Origin of the sequence: Streptomyces sp. NRRL WC-3618, assembly GCF_001280005.1 — a bacterium.
Lineage (GTDB): Bacteria > Actinomycetota > Actinomycetes > Streptomycetales > Streptomycetaceae > Streptomyces.
The window spans coordinates 69,455-87,664 of sequence record NZ_LGDW01000016.1 but is presented as its reverse complement, the minus strand read 5'-3'; the positions used below and the strand labels follow the sequence as shown (position 1 = coordinate 87,664).

At 71.2% G+C, this 18,210-nt stretch carries 17 protein-coding genes and 1 riboswitch; of the genes, 14 read left to right on the top strand and 3 right to left on the bottom strand.

Features of this window, described 5'->3' with window-relative positions; all coding sequences use genetic code 11:
- Nucleotides 1–90: 90 nt before the first annotated feature.
- From ADL01_RS03305 to ADL01_RS03275, 7 genes are all read left to right on the top strand, one after another.
- Nucleotides 91–1,245, top strand: coding sequence for an ABC transporter substrate-binding protein (locus ADL01_RS03305; RefSeq protein ID WP_053740339.1), 1,155 nt, complete (start codon nt 91–93; stop codon nt 1,243–1,245).
- Nucleotides 1,242–2,138, top strand: coding sequence for an ABC transporter permease (locus ADL01_RS03300; RefSeq protein ID WP_053740338.1), 897 nt, complete (start codon nt 1,242–1,244; stop codon nt 2,136–2,138). Before ADL01_RS03305 ends, ADL01_RS03300 begins: the two co-directional genes overlap by 4 nt.
- Nucleotides 2,126–2,941 carry an ABC transporter permease gene (locus tag ADL01_RS03295; protein ID WP_053740337.1) on the top strand — a complete coding sequence of 272 codons (816 nt, stop codon included), beginning with the start codon at nt 2,126–2,128 and terminating at the stop codon, nt 2,939–2,941. Before ADL01_RS03300 ends, ADL01_RS03295 begins: the two co-directional genes overlap by 13 nt.
- A gap of 5 nt (nt 2,942–2,946) precedes the next feature.
- Entirely contained in the window at nt 2,947–4,005 is a 1,059-nt protein-coding gene (locus ADL01_RS03290) for an ABC transporter ATP-binding protein (protein ID WP_053740336.1), read from the top strand.
- Nucleotides 4,006–4,081: 76 nt separating this feature from the next.
- The gene (locus ADL01_RS03285; protein WP_053740354.1) at nt 4,082–5,560 is read left to right on the top strand and encodes an HAD-IA family hydrolase; all 1,479 of its coding nucleotides are present in this window, start codon (nt 4,082–4,084) and stop codon (nt 5,558–5,560) included.
- Nucleotides 5,561–5,910: 350 nt separating this feature from the next.
- Entirely contained in the window at nt 5,911–6,699 is a 789-nt protein-coding gene (locus ADL01_RS03280) for a carbon-nitrogen hydrolase family protein (RefSeq protein WP_053740335.1), read from the top strand.
- 59 nt (nt 6,700–6,758) lie between these two features.
- Complete coding sequence (locus ADL01_RS03275) at nt 6,759–8,456, top strand: flavin monoamine oxidase family protein (RefSeq protein WP_053740334.1); 1,698 nt, start codon at nt 6,759–6,761, stop codon at nt 8,454–8,456.
- 16 nt (nt 8,457–8,472) lie between these two features.
- Here the strand turns inward: ADL01_RS03275 and ADL01_RS03270 are convergent, their stop codons facing one another.
- Together ADL01_RS03270 and ADL01_RS03265 are read right to left on the bottom strand one after the other, a co-directional pair.
- A complete protein-coding gene (locus ADL01_RS03270) occupies nt 8,473–9,402 on the bottom strand; it encodes an LLM class F420-dependent oxidoreductase (protein ID WP_053740333.1) in 930 nt (309 codons plus the stop codon).
- 88 nt (nt 9,403–9,490) lie between these two features.
- Nucleotides 9,491–10,165, bottom strand: a complete 675-nt coding sequence (locus tag ADL01_RS03265; RefSeq protein ID WP_053740332.1) for a DUF5995 family protein — start codon at nt 10,163–10,165, stop codon at nt 9,491–9,493.
- 175 nt (nt 10,166–10,340) lie between these two features.
- Between ADL01_RS03265 and ADL01_RS03260 the strand changes: the two genes are divergently transcribed.
- Entirely contained in the window at nt 10,341–11,516 is a 1,176-nt protein-coding gene (locus tag ADL01_RS03260) for a glycoside hydrolase family 6 protein (RefSeq protein WP_053740353.1), read from the top strand.
- Between the two features lie 182 nt (nt 11,517–11,698).
- Nucleotides 11,699–12,112: an acyl-CoA thioesterase gene (locus ADL01_RS03255; protein ID WP_053740352.1), complete on the top strand. Its 414-nt coding sequence runs from the start codon at nt 11,699–11,701 to the stop codon at nt 12,110–12,112.
- On the opposite strand, the gene ADL01_RS03250 is transcribed toward ADL01_RS03255, so the two are convergent.
- The gene (locus ADL01_RS03250; protein WP_053740331.1) at nt 12,072–13,283 is read right to left on the bottom strand and encodes an MFS transporter; all 1,212 of its coding nucleotides are present in this window, start codon (nt 13,281–13,283) and stop codon (nt 12,072–12,074) included. The two genes, ADL01_RS03255 and ADL01_RS03250, sit on opposite strands and share 41 nt — an antisense overlap.
- 149 nt (nt 13,284–13,432) lie before the next feature.
- Here ADL01_RS03250 and ADL01_RS03245 point away from each other — a divergent pair, with 149 nt between their 5' ends.
- From ADL01_RS03245 to ribH, 5 genes are all read left to right on the top strand, one after another.
- Nucleotides 13,433–14,623, top strand: coding sequence for an ROK family transcriptional regulator (locus tag ADL01_RS03245; protein ID WP_053740330.1), 1,191 nt, complete (start codon nt 13,433–13,435; stop codon nt 14,621–14,623).
- Between the two features lie 172 nt (nt 14,624–14,795).
- A riboswitch (FMN riboswitch) is annotated at nt 14,796–14,931 on the top strand.
- Nucleotides 14,932–15,078: 147 nt separating this feature from the next.
- Entirely contained in the window at nt 15,079–15,717 is a 639-nt protein-coding gene (locus ADL01_RS03240; RefSeq protein WP_053740329.1) for a riboflavin synthase, read from the top strand.
- Complete coding sequence (pnuC, locus tag ADL01_RS03235; RefSeq protein WP_053740328.1) at nt 15,714–16,355, top strand: nicotinamide riboside transporter PnuC; 642 nt, start codon at nt 15,714–15,716, stop codon at nt 16,353–16,355. The genes ADL01_RS03240 and pnuC overlap by 4 nt, the downstream gene beginning before the upstream one ends.
- Entirely contained in the window at nt 16,352–17,653 is a 1,302-nt protein-coding gene (locus tag ADL01_RS03230; protein WP_053740327.1) for a bifunctional 3,4-dihydroxy-2-butanone-4-phosphate synthase/GTP cyclohydrolase II, read from the top strand. Before pnuC ends, ADL01_RS03230 begins: the two co-directional genes overlap by 4 nt.
- A 66-nt stretch (nt 17,654–17,719) precedes the next feature.
- Nucleotides 17,720–18,205 (top strand): 6,7-dimethyl-8-ribityllumazine synthase, encoded by a 486-nt coding sequence (gene ribH, locus ADL01_RS03225; RefSeq protein WP_053740326.1) that lies wholly within the window; start codon nt 17,720–17,722, stop codon nt 18,203–18,205.
- The last annotated feature ends 5 nt before the right edge of the window (nt 18,206–18,210 follow it).

The following is an 18,210-nucleotide window of genomic DNA, read 5'->3' as shown; positions in this document are numbered from 1 at the left end:
GGGCGATACCACCGGAAGGCGTACTGAAGTCAACTTGTTCAGACAAGTTCTCCGCACTACCTCACCCTCGTGCGTACCCCTGGAGAGACAGTGACCCCCTCCCTGCCGAGAACCGCCGTCCGCGGCGCCGCTCTCGCCGCCGTAGCAGCCCTCGCCCTGAGCGCCTGCGGCGCCGCCCCCGAAGAGTCGACCACCGCGAACGGCAAGAGCGCCACCACCGCGACCTCCGCGGCCGATCTCGGCGGCATGGACGCGCTGGTGAAGGCGGCCAAGAAGGAAGGCAAGCTCAACGCCATAGCCCTGCCGCGGGACTGGGCGAACTACGGCGCGCTGATCGACGGCTTCAAGAAGAAGTACGGCATCCAGATCGCGGTGGAGAGCCCCGACGGCGCGAGCCAGGACGAGATCAACGCCGTCACTTCGCGCAAGGGCCAGGACCGCGCCCCGGACGTTCTCGACCTGGGCAGCTCCTTCGCGGTCAGCGCCGCACAGCAGGGGCTGCTCGCGCCGTACAAGGTGACCTCGTTCGGCGACATTCCCTCGGGCCAGAAGGACGCACAGGCCCGCTGGTACAACGACTACGGCGGCTACATCTCCATCGGCTGCGACGCCAAGCGCGTGAAGACCTGCCCGAAGACCTTCGCCGACCTGCTCAAGCCGCAGTACAAGGGCCAGGTCGCGCTCAACGGCAACCCGACCAAGTCGGGTTCGGCGTTCGCCGGAGTGTGGGCGGCCTCGCTGGCGAACGGCGGTTCGTTCGACGACATCCAGCCCGGCCTCGACTTCTTCGCCAAGCTGAGGAAGAACGGCAACTACACGCCCGTCGAGTCGACCCCGGCCACCGTGGAGAAGGGCGAGACGCCGATCAGCATCGACTGGGACTACCTCAACGCGGGATACGCCGAGGAGTTCAAGGCGAAGGGGCTCGACTGGCAGGTGGCGGTGCCCGGCGACGGCAAGTTCTCCCAGTACTACTCCCAGGCCATCAACAAGGACGCCCCGCACCCGGCGGTCGCCCGGCTGTGGCAGGAGTACCTCTACAGCGCCGAGGGCCAGAACCTCTGGCTCAAGGGCTTCGCCCGGCCGGTCCTCATGACCGCCATGGAGAAGGCCGGCACCCTCGACAAGACCGCCGCCGCCGCGCTCCCGCCGGTCGAGGGCACGCCCTCCTTCCCGACCGAGGCCCAGCAGGACAAGGCCAAGACCGGGCTGGCCGAGGGCTGGGGCAAGGCCGTCTCCGGATGACCGCCACCCTCACCCGGGTCGACGTGACGCCCGCCGCTGCCCCGAAGCGGCGGCGTCGCGCCCCCGGCTGGCTCGCCGTACTGCCGCTGCTCGCCTTCGTCGTGGTCGCCTTCGGGGTGCCCGCCCTGGCCATGCTGAACGGCGCCTTCACCGTCAAGGACCAGGCCACCGGCGCCACTTCGTACACCACGGCCAATCTGACCGGCTCCCTCCAGGGCGCGTATCTCACCGCCCTGCTCGGCAGCGTCAAGCTGTCCGCCGTGTCGGCGCTCATCGCGACCGTCCTCGGACTGCTGCTCGCCCAGGCCGTGGTCTCCTCCCGCTTCCGGGCGCTGCGCGAGGCGGTGCTCACCGCCTCCGGGGTGCTCGCCAACTTCGGCGGGGTGCCGCTGGCCTTCGCCTTCGTCGCCACCCTCGGCAACTCCGGTGTGCTGACACGGCACCTGGGTCTGACGGACAAGGGCTGGAGTCTGTACAGCTTCTGGGGCCTGGTGATCGTCTACCTCTACTTCCTGATTCCGCTGATGGTCCTCACGATCACACCCGCGCTCGACGGCCTGCGGTCCCAGTGGCGCGAGGCCGCCCTGAACAACGGTGCCACCAACGCCCAGTACTGGCGGCACGTCGCCCTGCCCGTGCTGCTGCCCTCGCTGCTCGGCGGGTTCGTGCTCCTCTTCGGCAGCGCCTTCGCCGCGTACGCCACCGCCGCAGCCATGGTGGGCAGTTCGATCCCGCTGGTCACCCTCCAGATCGCCGACGCCATCTCCGGCAACGTGCTCGTCGGCCAGGAGAACGTGGCACTCGCCCTCAGCCTCGACATGGTCCTGATCGCCGGCCTCGTCATGGCCGTGTACCTGCCCCTGCAACGGAGGAGCGCGCGATGGCTCGCCTGAACCTGTGGCGCTGGGTGGTCCTGACCGGCGCCGGGGTGTACTTCCTCGTCCCGCTCGCCGCCTCCGTGATCTTCACCGTGGATGTACCGGGCGAGGGCGTCACCTTCGCCGCGTACGGCCAGATCCTCGGCGCCGACGGCTTCCTGTCCGGCCTGGTGCTCTCCCTCGAACTGGCCGCCGCCACCATCGCCGTGGTCCTGCTGCTCATGGTGCCCGCGATGGTCGCCCTGCGGCTCGGCGCACCCCGGCTGCGGCCGGTCGTCGAGGTGATCTGCTCGCTGCCGCTGGTGGTACCGCCGATCGCGTTCGTCGCCGGGATCTCGACCGTCCTCAAGTGGGGCCCCGAACACCTCTCCCGGACGCCCCTGTTCCAGACCTTCGTCGCCATCCAGAACCCTGACTTCCCCGTCGTCCTGGTCCTCGCGTACGTCGTGATGGCGCTGCCCTTCGTCCACCGGGCGCTGGACGCGGGGCTGCGCGCGGTCGACGTCCGCACCCTGGTGGAGGCCGCCCGCAGCTGCGGCGCGAGCCCGGTACAGGCGCTGGTGACGGCCGTACTGCCCAACCTGCGCGGGGCGCTGCTCAACGCCTCCTTCCTCACTCTGGCCTTGGTGCTGGGCGAGTTCACGGTGGCCAGGCTGCTCGGCTTCCAGCCGTTCGCCGTGTGGATCTACAACATCGGTGGCTCGCAGGCCCAGCTCTCCGTCGCCGTCTCCGTGCTCAGCCTGCTCGTCACCTGGGCCCTCCTCCTCGCGCTCGCTGGGCTCGGCGGGCGTTCCCGAACCGCCGCCGCCAAGGGATGAACCACATGACGCTCGACAAGGCCGCCACCGTCGAATTCCGGGGACTGCGCCGGGAGTTCGGCCCGACCGTCGCCCTCGACGGACTTGACCTCGACGTGCGGCCGGGGGAGCTGCTCGCGCTGCTCGGCCCGTCCGGCTGCGGCAAGACCACCGCGCTGCGCATGCTCGCCGGGTTCGAACACCCCGACTCCGGTGAGGTGTTGGTCGACGGAGCGGACGTCACCCAGGTGCCGGCCCACCGCCGGGACGCCGGGATGGTCTTCCAGTCGTACAGCCTCTTCCCGCACCTCAGCGCCCTCGACAACGTGGCCTTCGGACTGCGGATGCGCAAGGTGCGTACGTCCGAACGGCGCGCCCGCGCAGCCGAGTTGCTGGAACTCGTGGGCCTCGCCGACAAGGGCGAGCGGTTTCCGCACCAGCTCTCCGGCGGCCAGCAGCAGCGCGTCGCACTGGCCCGCGCACTCGCCCTGCGTCCACGCGTACTGCTCCTGGACGAACCGCTGTCGGCGCTCGACGCCAAGGTACGGCTGACGCTCCGCGAGGAGATACGCCGGTTGCAGCAGGAACTCGGCATCACCACCCTGTTCGTGACGCACGATCAGGAGGAAGCCCTGTCCATGTCCGACCGGGTCGCCGTGATGCGGTCCGGGCGACTCGAACAGTGCGCTGCCCCCGCCGAGTTGTACGGCAGGCCCGCCACCGCGTTCGTCGCCGAGTTCGTCGGCACGATGAGCCGGATCCCGGGGCGCCTGTCCGGCGGCTCGGTCGAGGTGCTCGGGCAGCGGCTCCCGGTCGACGGCGAGGCGCCCGCTGCCACCGAGGTCGACGTGTTGGTCCGGCCCGAGGCGGTCCGGGTCGGCGCCGACGCGGCGGGTGGCGCGCGCGTCGTGGCCACGGCGTTCCTCGGCGCGGTCACCCGGATCAGCGTACGGCTGGGCGACGGCACCGAGGTGAAGGCCGACCTGCCCGCGCACGAGGCGGCCACACTGGGCGCGGGTGCCGCCGTGCGCGTGTCGCTGCCGGATCGGCCGGTGCTGGTGGCCGAGCGCGCGAACCGTTCGTGAATCCCTGAGAGAGAGAATCGTGTCCCCCCACGTCCCCAACACCCGCCACGACTCCGACACTCCCCACCCTCCCCGTATATCCCAACTCCCTCTGCAAGCAGTTCTGTTCGACATGGACGGCACGCTCGTCGACACCGAGTGGCTGTGGTGGGAGGCGGTGGAGCAGGTCGCCGGACGGCCGCTGACCGAGGCGGACCAGCCGGAGGTGCTCGGCAGGCCCGTCGAGCACACCGCCGACTGGCTGGCCACCGCCACGGGAGCGGACAGCGGACGGCTCGCCGCCGAACTGCACCAGGAGTTCGCGGCCCGCGTCCGCACCGGCATCGTGCCCCGCCCCGGCGCCCTTGAGCTGCTCGACGCGCTCGCCGAGGCCGGCGTACCCACCGCCCTGGTGACCGCCTCTCCCCGGGCCGTCGCCGACACCGTGCTCGAAGCGCTCGGCGCCTCCCGTTTCGCGGTCTCCGTCACCGCCGACGACACCGAGCACACCAAGCCCGCCCCCGATCCCTACCTCGCCGCCTGCCACGCGTTGGGCGTCGACCCGGACGCCTGCGTGGCCGTCGAGGACACCCTGACCGGCGTCACCTCGGCCGAGGCCGCGGGCTGCGCGGTCCTCGCCGTGCCGTCGCTCGCCCCGATCGAGGCGGCGCCCGGCCGGACGGTCCTGCCCAGCCTGGCCGGGGTCACCGTGGCGGGGCTCGGAGCCATGGTCACCCCTGAACTCCGGCTCCGGGTGATGAGCTGGAACCTGTGGCTGGGCGGCACGAAGGTCGACGACCACCGTGCGAAGCAGCTCAAGGTGATCGCCGAGACGGGCGCCGACGTCGTCGGCCTCCAGGAGACCGACGGCACCTCCGCCCGGGAACTGGCCGAGGCGCTCGGCTGGCACCACCACCAGGCGGGCCCGAACCTGGGCGTCATCAGCCGGTACCCGATCACCGCCCGCCTCGGTGACCCGGACGTCGGCTTCTACGGGGCGACCGGGGTACGGATCCGGCTGGACGCGGGGCCGCAGGTCGACGTCTGGAGTGCCCACCTCGACTGCGCGCCGTACGGGCCCTACGAGGTCCACTTCGACGGGCTTCCGGTCGCCGAGGTGATCGCCAAGGAGGGCGGGCGGCTGGAGCAGATGCGGGAGGTCCTGCGGCGCGTTGCGGATTCCGCCGCCGCCGCCGCCACCGCTGCCGACTCCGCGCCCGTCGTGCTCGTCGGGGACTTCAACACGCCGTCGCATCTGGACTGGCCGGGGGTGGAGTGGCCGGTGACGAAGGCTGCGGAGGAGGCCGGGCTGCGGGACTCGTACCGGCAGGCGCATCCGGATCCGGTCCGTGAGCCCGGTCATACCTGGTCGCCGGTTCATGCCGAGCACGAGGACGGGAGCGGGCGGGCGGAGCCGCAGGACCGGATCGACTTCGTGCTGTATGGGGGGAGGGGGCTGAGGGTGCTGGATTCACGCACGGTGGTGAGTGGTGGGGGGCGGATGTGGCCCTCGGTGGCGGGGAACGCCTGGCCTTCGGACCATGCGGCGGTACTGACGACGTTCGGGCTGAGCTAGTTCTTCCTCGCCCCCGCCGCCCTTACCTGTCCCATCCCTGGGGGCTGCGCCCCCCAGCCCCCCTTCGCGCTGAACGCGCTCGTCCTCAAACGCCGGAGGGGCTGAAATTCAGCCCCTCCGGCATTTGAGGAGCGGGGGTTCGGGGGCAGCGCCCCCGAGGACGGGACGGGACGGGACGGGAAGGGACGGGAAGGGGCGGCGGGGGCGAGAACAATGAATCGTCGGCCGGACCCCGGTTCACGCAACGAATCGTTCACCCGCGCGCAACGGCTCCTCCTTGTCCGGCGCGGCCACCGCCCGTACCGTCTATCTGGCTCCCACCCCCTCTTCAGCCCCCGCGAGGACCCCGCATGCGCACCGCCCTGCTCCAGAGCTCCGGCCTCCCCGGCTCGCTCGCCGGGAACCTCAAGGCGCTCGACGAGGCAGCGGACCGCGCCGCCGCCGCGGGCGCCGGGCTGCTGGTCGCGCCGGAGATGTTCCTCACGGGGTACGCGATCGGTGACGGCGTCCGCCGCCTCGCCGATCCCGCCGACGGCGCCTGCGCCGACGCGGTCGCCGAGATCGCCACCCGGCACGGCCTCGCTGTCGCCTACGGCTACCCCGAGCGGGCCGGCGACCAGGTCTTCAACTCCGCGCAGATCGTCTCGGCCGACGGCGACCGCCTCGCCAACTACCGCAAGACCCACCTCTTCGGCGACTTCGAGCGCGACCACTTCACACCGGGCGAGCAGCAGGTCGTACAGGCCGAACTGGGCGGCCTGCGGGTCGGCCTGATGATCTGTTACGACGTCGAGTTCCCGGAGAACGTCCGCGCCCACGCCCTCGCCGGCACCGACCTCCTGCTGGTCCCGACGGCGCAGATGCACCCTTTCCAGTTCGTGGCCGAATCCGTCGTACCGGTGCGGGCCTTCGAGAACCAGCTGTACGTCGCCTACGTCAACCGGGTAGGCCAGGAAGGGGAGTTCGACTTCGTCGGGCTCTCCACGCTCGCCGGACCCGACGGAGTCGCCCGCTCCCGGGCCGGCCGCGGTACGGAACTCCTCCTCGCCGATGTCGACCCCGTGCTCCTCGCCGCCTCCCGCGAGGCCAACCCGTATCTCCAGGACCGCCGTCCCGGCCTGTACGGCTCCCTCGTCTGACGCACCCCTGAGATCCGTACCCCCTTCACCTGCATCACCCCGCAAGGAGTCCGTACCCCATGACGTCCACGGTGCCCACCGCCGTCCAGCACGCCGACGCGCAGCAGCCGCCGATCACCATGTTCGGGCCGGACTTCCCCTACGCCTACGACGACTTCCTCGCCCACCCGGCCGGCCTCGGGCAGGTTCCCGCGACCGAGCACGGCACCGAGGTCGCCGTCATCGGCGGCGGGCTGTCGGGGATCGTCGCCGCGTACGAGCTGATGAAGATGGGCCTCAAGCCGGTCGTGTACGAGGCCGATCAGATCGGCGGGCGGCTGCGGACCGTCGGGTTCGACGGCTGCGACCCCGCCCTCACCGCCGAGATGGGCGCGATGCGCTTCCCGCCCTCCTCCACCGCGCTCCAGCACTACATCGACCTGGTGGACCTGGAGACCCGGCCGTTCCCCAACCCCCTTGCCCAGTGCACCCCTTCGACCGTCGTCGACCTCAAGGGCGAGTCGCACTACGCGGAGACGGTCGACGACCTGCCGCAGGTCTACCGGGATGTCGCCCAGGCCTGGAACACCTGCCTCGAAGAGGGCGCCGACTTCTCCGACATGAACCGGGCCCTGCGCGAGCGCGACGTCCCGCGCATCCGCGAGACCTGGGCCCGGCTCGTCGAGAAGCTCGACAACCAGACCTTCTACGGCTTCCTCTGCGACTCCGACGCGTTCAAGTCGTTCCGGCACCGCGAGATCTTCGGCCAGGTCGGCTTCGGGACGGGCGGCTGGGACACCGACTTCCCCAACTCGATCCTGGAGATCCTGCGGGTCGTCTACACCGAGGCCGACGACCATCACCGGGGCATCGTGGGCGGCAGCCAGCAACTGCCGCTACGGCTCTGGGAACGCGAGCCCGGCAAGATCGTCCACTGGCCGTACGGGACCTCCCTCGCCGCCCTCCACGTGAACGGCGTACCTCGCCCTGCCGTGACGCGTCTGCACCGGACGGCCGGCAACCGGATCACCGTCACCGACGCGGGCGGCGACATCCGTACGTACCCGGCGGCGGTCTTCACCGCCCAGTCCTGGATGCTGCTCTCGAAGATCGACTGCGGCGACTCGCTCTTCCCGATCGACCACTGGACCGCCATCGAGCGCACCCACTACATGGAGTCCAGCAAGCTCTTCGTGCCCGTCGACCGGCCGTTCTGGCTCGACAAGGACGAGAGCACCGGTCGGGACGTCATGTCGATGACCCTCACCGACCGTATGACGCGCGGGACTTACCTCCTCGACGACGGTCCGGACAAGCCCGCCGTCATCTGTCTCTCGTACACCTGGTGCGACGACAGCCTCAAATGGCTGCCGCTGTCCGCGAACGAGCGGATGGAGGTCATGCTGAAGTCGCTCGGCGAGATCTATCCGAAGGTCGACATCCGTCAACACGTCATCGGCAGCCCGGTCACCGTGTCCTGGGAGAACGAGCCCTACTTCATGGGGGCGTTCAAGGCCAACCTGCCCGGTCACTACCGCTACCAGCGGCGCCTGTTCACGCACTTCATGCAGGACCGGCTGCCCGCTGACAAGCGGGGCCTGTTCCTCGCAGGCGACGACATCTCCTGGACGGCGGGCTGGGCCGAGGGCGCCGTCCAGACCGCGCTGAACGCGGTCTGGGGTGTCATGCACCAGTTCGGCGGAACCACCGACCCGACCAACCCCGGCCCCGGTGACGTGTACGACGAGATCGCGCCCGTCGAACTCCCCGAGGACTAGGGTCTGTTGCGGGTGGTCAGACGCCGGCCGCCCGCGCCGCCGTGTACAACTCGGCTGCCAAGTCCTTGAGTTCGGCGGCGTCCCGCGGGGCGTCGCCGAAGTCGAGGAAGAACTCGTCGAGGCCGAGCTCGGCGTGGGCGGCGAGGTCCGTCACGATCTGGTCGATGCTGCCCTGGAAGGGCTGGCGGTCGGAGCCGTCGTAGGCCTTCGCCGTGTACGTGAGGTTCGTCCGCACCACCGTCTCGAGCGGCCTCGTGCGGCCCTTCTCGGCGGCGAGGTCCTTCACCTGCTGCCACTGTGCGGCGAGTTGCTCGACGCCCATGGCGATCGGGTGCCAGCCGTCACCGCGTTCGATCAGACGGGTCATGGACTTCTTGCTGTTGGCGGGCAGGAGGATCGGGATCGGCCGGGCGGGCTTGGGACCGACTACGGCCGACGTGATCTTCGTCAGACGGCCCTCGTACCGGACCGGGTCCGGGCCCCAGACCGCCCGGCACACGTCGAGGATCTCGTCCATGACCTGGCCGCGCTCCGCGAACGGGGCCACCCCGGCGGCGGCGTACTCGTCGAGGGCCCAGCCGGTGCCGAGGCCCGCCACCACCCGGCCGCCGCTCGCCGCGTCCAATGTGCCCAGCGTGCGGGCCAGTTGGAAGGGGCCGTGCAGCGGCGCGACCAGCACGCTGGTGCCGAGGCGGGCGCGTGAGGTGGCGGCGGCGGCCAGCGTCAGCGTCACCAGCGGCTCGGCGAGTCCGCGGTACGAGTCGGGCCAGGGGACGCCCTCCATGCCGTACAGACCCTGGGTCGCCGGCTCGGGGAACAGGGCGCGTTCCAACACCCACAGACTCTCGTAGCCGATCTCCTCGGCCGCGCGCGCCACGTCCGGCACGTCCCGCCCGATGTCGTACTGGTGTGATTGAGGAAGACTCAGCCCCAGGCGGATCGCCATGCTCGTGCTCCTTCGCAAGAGATGCTTTGGCCCCGAACGTACAACGTTCACACAGCTATGCCGGGAGCCCCGCGCGGGAGTGGCCGAATCAGTCCGGCAGCGGAGTGAGGAGCATGCGACTCGCGAAGCCGACCGCCGCGTCGAGGCGGTCGGTGAACTCCTCGGCGAGCTCGGGCAGTCGGCGCAGCGCCCACAGCGCACGGGCCGCCGACCAGGTGGCGGCCCTGGCCCGCTCCATGCTCCACGCGCCGAGCAGATGAGTGAGCGGATCGGCGATCTGGAGCAGGTCGGGGCCCGGCATCAGCTCTTCGCGGATGCGCTCCTCCAGCGAGACGAGTAGATCGCCTACGCGCTCGAACTCGTCCTCCAGATCGGCTGGTTCGCAGCCGAGCGTACGACAGGAGTCCACGACGGCCAGCGCCAGATCGTGCCCGATGTGCGCATTGATGCCCGCGAGCGCGAACTGCAGCGGCCGTACGCCCGGATGGCGCCGGAACTGCAGCAGAGGGCGCCAGCAGGCGGGCGCGTGGTCGTCCTCGGCGACCCGCAGATACAGCTCGGCGAACCGCACGTCCAGGGTGATCGCCGCCTCCGCGTCCGGGAACGCCCCGGCCTCCAGATGCCGGTCGAAAGCCTCCGTCACGGCGAGGTAGACGCGGTTGAAGACCGCCAGTCCGTCACGCGGCGGCAGTTGGGCCTCCAGCGCGCGCATCCGGGAGACGACGTGGTCGACGGGAGTGGTGAACTGTTCCAATTGCACCATGAGGGCAGGGTCCCAGTCCTAGGCTGGCGCACGTGCCGCCGGGCCGGACGCTTCCCCAGAACGGGGGAACGCGCCCGCCGTGGCAGAGGAGGGGGAACTCCACGTGTCAGGCTCGCGCGCCCAGCGCCTGGCCGCGCGCCGGGCCGAACGCAGGCGCGCCGCCCGGCGTTCCGTGATGGTCGCCGCAGCCTCGGTGGTGGTCGCCGTGGGCACCGCCACCGGACTGCTCTCCGCGCTCGACGACGGCGGCGGTAGCGGCTCGGACGAGGCCAGGCCCGCGGTGACCAGCTCACCGCTGCTCGCCCCGCTGCCGGCGAGGTCGTCGGCAACGCCCACACAGAGCGCGTCGAAGTCGCCGTCCCCGGCTCCGTCCGTCCGTACGACGACGGAGACGAGAAAGCCCAGCCGCACACCCTCGCCGTCGCTCTCTCCCTCGGCCACGAAGACGGAGCCCGAGCCGGAGTCGAGGCGGGCCCCGATCCCCGTCTCCCCGCGCCTCTACCGCAACCCCGACTCCAAGGTTCTCGACTGGGTCCGGGACCATCCCGACGATCCGCGCCGCCCTGTCATCGAGGCGGAGATCGCCGACCGTCCGGCGGCGGTCTGGTTCGCCGACTACTCGCCCTCGACGATCGCCTCCCGGGTCCGCGCGGTCACCGCCGGCGCGGCGGGCACCGGCCGGGTCCCGGTCCTCGTGCCGTACGCCGTGCCGGACCGCGACTGCGGCGGTGCCTCCCAGGGCGGCGCGCCCGACCTCGGCGCGTACGACGGCTGGATCGACGCGTTCGCGGCGGGCCTGGGCTCCGACGAGGTCATCGTCATCCTGGAACCGGACTCGGTCGCCCTGTCCGACTGCCTCTCCGCAGACCGGCGCACCGCCCGCTTCGCCTCCCTGGCCCGCGCCGGCCGCGTCCTCAAGGCCGCCAACCCCCGCGCCCGCGTGTACTACGACGCGGGCCACTCCGGCTGGAACGCCCCCGGCAAGCAGGCGGCCCTGCTCCGCCAGGCGGGCGCCGCCTCGGCCGCCTCCTCCGACGGCGTCTTCAGCAACGTCTCCAACTTCCACCGCACCGGCGACGAGGTCGCGTACGACCGACGGGTCCTCGACGCCCTCGGCGGCCCCGTGAGCCTCGGCGCCGTGATCGACACGAGCCGCAACGGCAACGGCGCCCCGGCCGACGGCGAGTGGTGCGACCCGGACGGCCGGAAACTCGGCCGGGCACCGACCACGAACACCGGCGAGGCGCGCATCGACGCCTATCTCTGGGTCAAGCTGCCGGGGGAGTCGGACGGCTGCAAGGGCGCCCCGGGCACGTTCACCCCGTCGTACGCCTACGACCTGGCGCGCTGAGCCGGCAGGGGAAGCATTCTGAGCGTCCGCTTAGGATGGGGCGCGCGGATACCTGCATCCGCCACTCATCCCGTACGCGCCCAGGAGCCCCGCCCGTGACCGTCGAAGCCGAAGCCGAAGCCGAAGTCCCAGCACCGAGATCCGTCGCCGATGTCCAGGGAAGGGACGGCTCGTACGGGCGGCTGATACCTGTCACCGTCCACTTCGACGACCTCGACTCCCTCGGCATGCTCCACAACGCCCGCTACCCGCTGCTGGTGGAGCGGGCCTGGAACGAGCTGTGGCAGGAGTACGGCCTCACCTTCGACGGCGACTGGGCGGCGGCCGGGGACTTCTGTAACGTGGTCAGGGAACTGCTCATCAGCTACGAGGCACCGGTCGACCGGCCCGGCGCCTACGCCGCGCACCTGTGGCTGGAACGCCTCGGCAACACCGGCCTCACCTACGGTTTCCGGCTCTGCTCGGCCGACGGCGAGGTGACGTACGCCCGAGGCACCCGGGTGCTGGTCCGACTCGACGCCGAAACCCTGCGGCCCACCCGGTGGAGCGACCGGTTCAGGGCCTGCGCTCGGGAACTGCTGCGCTCGGCGGACTGATCCTCGGGCGGTCCTTCTCGCCGGCGCGCAGCACCCCCGCGAACCCGGCGAGCCCGCCCGCCAGCACCGTGACCAGCCCGAACGACATCACCAGACTGGTCGCCTGGGCCAGCGTCCCGATCGCGCTCGGCGCGACCAGGCCCGAGGTGTACGTGATGGTGGCGACGCCCGCGATGGCCTGACTGGGGTTGGGGCCACTGCGACCCGCCGCCGCAAAGCACAGCGGGACGACCACGGCGATGCCCAGCCCGAGCAGGCCGAAGCCGGTCATCGCCACGGCGGGCTGCTGCGCGACCACGACGAGCACACCGCCGAGCACGGCGAGCACACCGCCCGCGCGGACCGTGCGCACCGCGCCGAAACGGTTCACGACCGCGTCCCCGACGAGCCGGGCCGCCGCCATCGTCAGCATGAAGCCGGTCGTGGAAGCCGCCGCCAGCCCGTCCGAGGTGCCCAGCTCGTCCCGCAGATACACCGCCGACCAGTCCAGGCTCGCACCCTCCGCGAACACCGCGCAGAACCCGATCGCGCCGATCAGCAGCGCTGACCTGGGCGGAAGCGCGAACCTCGGGGGCGGCTCCTCGTCCTCGGTGGGGCGCAGATCGAGCACCCAGCGGCAGGCGGCCACGCCGAGCACGGTGAGGATCCCGGCCGCGAGTACGTGATGCAGGCGCGCGTCCGACCTCAGGTGCGCGGCGAGAGTGCCGCCCGCCGCACCGACCAGGGCGCCCGCACTCCACATGCCGTGCAGCCCGGACATGATCGACTTGCCCAGCCGGTTCTCGATCTCCACGCCCAGCGCGTTCATCCCGACGTCCGCCATACCGGCCGTGGCGCCGTAGACGAACAGGGCGAGGCAGAGGGTGGGCAGATTCGGGGCCAGGGCCGGCAGGGTCAGCGCCAGGGTCCACCCCGCGATCAGACAGCGCAGCGCCGTACGGGCGCCCAGGCGGTGGCTGACGCGCCCCGCGAGGGGCATCGCGAGGGACGCGCCGAGCGCGGGGAACGCCAGCGCCAGCCCCAACTGGCCCGCGCTGACCGAGGCATGGTCCTGGATCCACGGCACCCGGGTGGCGAACGAGCCGGTGACGGCGCCGTGCACGGCGAAGACCGCCGCCAGGGCGTACCGGGCGCGCTTCACCTCGTCTTGTTCGTACAGCACGGCACTCATTGTGCGGCCCTCCCCGGATCGGCTCCTGGCAGCGCGGCGAAGCCTGCCCCGCGCGCTGCCGTAAACTATCAGGAAGCCTGCCTGATAGATAGCGGATTACCGGCCGTCCCGCGTCGGGGGCGACCCCGCCGATCTGGAAGGATCTCGCCATGCCCGCATCCCCGAGCACCGCCCGGGCCATCAACGACCGGCTCGCCCTCCGTCTGCTCCAGCAGGAGGGCCCGTTGGCGGCCGGGCAGTTGAAGCAGCTCACCGGCCTGTCCCGCCCGACGGTCGCCGACCTCGTCGAACGCCTCACCGCCGCCGGACTGATCGCGGTCGTGGGGGAGTCGGGGGAACAGCGACGGGGACCGAACGCGAAGGTGTACGGGATCGTCGCGGACCTCGCCCATCTGGCCGCCCTCGACGTCCGCACCGAAGGCGTCGGGGTCGTCGTCACCGACGTGGTGGGCGAGGTGCTGGCTGAGGCGTCCGTGCCCATCGGCGGCGACACCGGCACCGGTCCCGCCGTGGAACAGGCGGTCGCCCTCGTCGAGCGCGTCGCCAAGGAGGCCGGGGCCGAACAACTGCACACCGTCGGGATCGGCGCCCCCGGGCTGATCGACCCGGCGACCGGCGAGCTCCGCGACTCCGGCGGCCTGCCCGTGTGGCACCGCAGTCTGGTCGCCGCGCTGCAGGAACGGCTTCCCGAGGCCCGGGTGATCGTCGAGAACGAGACCAACCTCGCCGCCCTCGCCGAACAGCGCGACGGCGCCGCCCGCGACCGGGACACCTTCGTGCTGCTGTGGCTCGGCCACGGCACCGGAGCGGCCGTGGTCCTCGACGGCGCCCTGCGCCGGGGGGCCTCCGGCGGCACCGGCGAGATCGGTTTCCTGCCGGTGCCGGGGACGGGGCAGCTCCCCTCGGCCACGGACTGCGCAGGTGGCTTCCACTCCCTGGCCGCGGCGCCGGCGATCGTCCAACTGGCGGGCGCCCAGGGCTTGGTGGCCGACATCGACGCCCACGAGCCCTACGCGGCAACCCTGGTCAGGGTGGCCGTGGCCGCCCCCGACGTCCCGGCCCACGCCCGCTTCCTCGACATCCTCGCCGACCGCGTCAGCATCGGCGCCGCGTCCGTCGTCGCCGTCCTCGACCCGGGGTGCGTGGTGCTGGGCGGTGAGGTCGGCCGGGCCGGCGGTGCCGTGCTCGCCGCCCGTGTGGAGGAACGGCTCGCCCGTATGTCCCCGCTTCCGGCGGAGGTGCGCGCGAGCGCGCTGGGCGGTGGAGGGGTGCTGCGCGGTGCGTTGCTGACGGCCCGGGAGAGTGCCCAGGAGGTGCTGTTCGGGGCCTCGGCCGGGTAGGTGGAAGCGGGCCGATCGCGTGGGGGCCGGATCGCTCATGCCTCGCGTGCCGCTCGTTGGCCACTGGTCCGCCACTCGCTTTCCGGCTGTCCGTCCGGTTCCTGTGAGCCAGTCCACACAACTCACCCGCATGGAGTACGACCCGGCGTGGCACACTGGCCTGTAACAGAAGCAGCGCACTCCGGGGTCGGTGAAAGTCCGAACCGGCGGTTATAGTCCGCGACCCGTCCGCTTGTATTTCGGCGGCCGGTTGACCAGGTGGAATTCCTGGACCGACGGTTAAAGTCCGGATGGGAGGCAGTGCGCGGCGGGCGGGCATTCGTGCGCGCCGCCGTACCGCTCGGCCATGGTCCGAGCTCCGTCCGGCGTCGCTCCCGGTATTCCTGCCCGTTCACAGCTGTCGTCATCGACAGGCCCCGGAGTCCGTGCCCGAAGAGGCAGGGAGGACCCGGGAAGTGTTCACCGGAATCGTCGAAGAGCTGGGCGAAGTCACGGCCGTCGAAGAGCTGGGCGATGCCTCCCGCTTCCGGCTGCGTGGCCCCGTAGTCACCGAGGGCGCCCGCCACGGCGACTCCATCGCCGTCAACGGCGTGTGTCTCACGGTCGTCGAACACGAGGGCGACGAGTTCACCGCCGATGTCATGGCGGAGACCCTCGACCGCTCCAGCCTGGGCGTCCTCGCCGTCGGCTCCCGCGTCAACCTCGAACGCCCCATGGCCCTCGGTGCCCGCCTCGGCGGCCACATCGTGCAGGGCCACGTCGACGGCACGGGCGCGGTTCTCGAACGCAAGCCGTCCGAGAACTGGGAGATCGTCAAGGTCTCGCTCCCCGCCGACCTCACCCGCTATGTCGTCGAGAAGGGTTCCATCACCGTCGACGGCATCAGCCTCACCGTCGTCGACGCGGGCCCCGACTACTTCACCGTCAGCCTCATCCCCACCACCCTCGAACTGACCACGCTCGGCCGCAAGCAGCCCGGCGACCCGGTCAACCTCGAGGTCGACGTCATCGCCAAGTACGTCGAGCGGCTGCTCGGCCCGCAGGCGACACAGGGCACGCAGGGCACGCACGGAACCTCGGAGGCGGCGAAGTGAACTGGCTGAACACGGAGGCGTTCACGCTCCTCGACCAGCACATCCTCTGGTCGGACATGATCGGCAACATCCTCGGCCTGATCGCCCTCGCCCTCGGCTGGCGGCGCTCCATCCTGAGCTGGCCCGTGCAGTTCCTGTCCGGCCTCGTCCTCTTCGGCGCCTTCTACGGCCACCTCACCGGCAGCGCCGGCAAGCAGGTTGTCGTCATGCTCGTCGCCGGCTATGGCTGGTGGCAGTGGAACCGCAGCCGGAGCCAGGGTTCGGACGGCCACATCACCCCGCGGTTCGCCACCTGGCGCGAACGCGCGGCCATGATCGGCGCTGCCGCCGCCGGCACGGTCGCCGTGGCGCTGCTCTTCAAGGCCTACCCGACCCTGTCCTGGGACCCCTGGCCGGACGCCTACATCTTCGTCGGCACCATCGTCGCCATGTACGCCCAGGCGCGCGGCATGGTCGAGTTCTGGTTCGCGTGGCTCCTCGTCGACGTCGTCGGCGTCCCCCTCAACTTCGCCAACGGCTACGCCTTCTCCGGCTTCGTCTACGTCATCTACGGCGCGCTCGTCCTGTGGGGCATGCGCGACTGGTGGCTGCGCTCCCGCAAGGGGACACAGCCTGTCCTGGAAGGAGCGCCCGCATGACCACCACCACGGCCCCGATCCTCTACAGCACCGACAACATCGAGGACTGGTCACTCGACCCGATCGAGCGGGCCATCGCGGACATCGCGGCCGGCCGGCCGGTCGTGGTCGTCGACGACGAGGACCGGGAGAACGAGGGCGACCTCGTCATCGCCGCCGAGAAGGCGACCCCCGAGATCATCGCCTTCATGATGAGCGAGTGCCGTGGGCTGATCTGCGCCCCCATGGAGGGCGACGAGCTCGACAGGCTCCGGCTGCCCCAGATGGTCGACGACAACACCGAGTCGATGAAAACCGCGTTCACCGTGTCGGTCGACGCCTCGGCCGTTCACGGGGTAAGCACCGGTATCTCCGCCTCCGACCGTGCCATCACGCTTCAGCTCCTCGCGGGCGGCGAAGCGAGCGCCGACGACTTCGTCCGCCCCGGCCACATCTTCCCGCTGCGCGCCAAGCCGGGCGGTGTGCTGGCCCGCAACGGCCACACCGAAGCGGCCGTCGACCTCGCCCGCCTCGCGGGGCTGCGCCCGGCCGGCGCCATCGTGGAGATCGCCGGTGAGGACGGCCGTATGCTGCGCCTGCCCGAGCTGATCCCCTTCGCCCGCAAGCACGGCCTCACGATCATCTCCATCGAGGACCTGATCGCCTACCGCAGGAGCGCCGAACCCACCGTCCGGCGTGAGGCCGAGACCCGACTCCCCACCGCTTTCGGCACGTTCACGGCGTACGGCTACCGCTCCATCGTCGACGGCGTCGAGCATGTCGCCCTCGTCCACGGTGACATCGGCGCCGACGACGGCGAAGACGTCCTGGTCCGCGTCCACTCCGAGTGCCTCACCGGTGACGTCTTCCACTCCCTGCGCTGCGACTGCGGCCCCCAGCTGGAGACCTCGCTCGAACGCATCCGGGACGAGGGCAGGGGAGTGGTGGTCTACCTGCGCGGCCACGAGGGTCGCGGCATCGGACTGCTGTCCAAGCTCCGGGCGTACGAGCTCCAGGAGCAGGGCCACGACACCCTCGACGCCAACCTGGAGCTCGGCCTGCCCGCCGACGCCCGGGACTACGGCGCGGGCGCGCAGATACTCCAGGACCTCGGCGTCCGCAGCGTGCGCCTGATGACGAACAACCCCGACAAGACCGACGCGCTCGTCCGCCACGGCCTCAGGGTCACCGGCCGCGAGCCGATGCCCGTACAGGCGGGAGAGCACAACCTCACCTACCTGCGCACCAAGCGGGACCGGATGGGACACGACCTGCCCTGGCTGGACCCGGCCCCCGTGTCCCCCTGCGGCAACCAGTAGACATCGCGGAAGACGCAGTAGACGCAGCAGACATCGCAGTAAAGATCGCCAAGGAGAGACGAGAACGTGAGCGGCAAGGGTGCACCCGAACTGTCCGTACGCAACTGCGGTGACCTGCGCGTCGCCGTCATCGCGGCCCAGTGGCACGAGAAGGTGATGGACGGTCTGGTGGACGGCGCCCTGCGCGCCCTGCACGACCTGGGCATTGACGAGCCGACCCTGCTGAGGGTCCCCGGCAGCTGGGAACTCCCGGTCGTCGCCAAGGTCCTGGCCGGACGGGGCTACGACGCGATCGTCGCGCTCGGCGTCGTCATCCGGGGCGGCACGCCCCACTTCGAGTACGTGTGCCAGGGCGTCACCCAGGGCCTCACCCAGGTCTCGGTCGACACCGGAGTCCCCATCGGCATGGGCGTGCTGACCTGCGACACCGAGGAACAGGCCCTCGACCGCGCGGGTATCGAGGGCTCCAACGAGGACAAGGGGCACGAGGCGGTGACGGCGGCCGTGGCGACGGCGGCCACCCTCCGCTCAGTATCTGAACCATGGAGGTGACCACA

Coding starts and splice junctions, on each gene's coding strand:
- ADL01_RS03300 (WP_053740338.1), top strand. CDS start 1,242: ATGACCGCCACCCTCACCCGGGTCGACGTGACGCCCGCCGCTGCCCCG.
- ADL01_RS03295 (WP_053740337.1), top strand. CDS start 2,126: ATGGCTCGCCTGAACCTGTGGCGCTGGGTGGTCCTGACCGGCGCCGGG.
- ADL01_RS03290 (WP_053740336.1), top strand. CDS start 2,947: ATGACGCTCGACAAGGCCGCCACCGTCGAATTCCGGGGACTGCGCCGG.
- ADL01_RS03280 (WP_053740335.1), top strand. CDS start 5,911: ATGCGCACCGCCCTGCTCCAGAGCTCCGGCCTCCCCGGCTCGCTCGCC.
- ADL01_RS03275 (WP_053740334.1), top strand. CDS start 6,759: ATGACGTCCACGGTGCCCACCGCCGTCCAGCACGCCGACGCGCAGCAG.
- ADL01_RS03270 (WP_053740333.1), bottom strand. CDS start 9,402: ATGGCGATCCGCCTGGGGCTGAGTCTTCCTCAATCACACCAGTACGAC.
- ADL01_RS03265 (WP_053740332.1), bottom strand. CDS start 10,165: ATGGTGCAATTGGAACAGTTCACCACTCCCGTCGACCACGTCGTCTCC.
- ADL01_RS03260 (WP_053740353.1), top strand. CDS start 10,341: ATGGTCGCCGCAGCCTCGGTGGTGGTCGCCGTGGGCACCGCCACCGGA.
- ADL01_RS03250 (WP_053740331.1), bottom strand. CDS start 13,283: ATGAGTGCCGTGCTGTACGAACAAGACGAGGTGAAGCGCGCCCGGTAC.
- ADL01_RS03245 (WP_053740330.1), top strand. CDS start 13,433: ATGCCCGCATCCCCGAGCACCGCCCGGGCCATCAACGACCGGCTCGCC.
- ADL01_RS03230 (WP_053740327.1), top strand. CDS start 16,352: ATGACCACCACCACGGCCCCGATCCTCTACAGCACCGACAACATCGAG.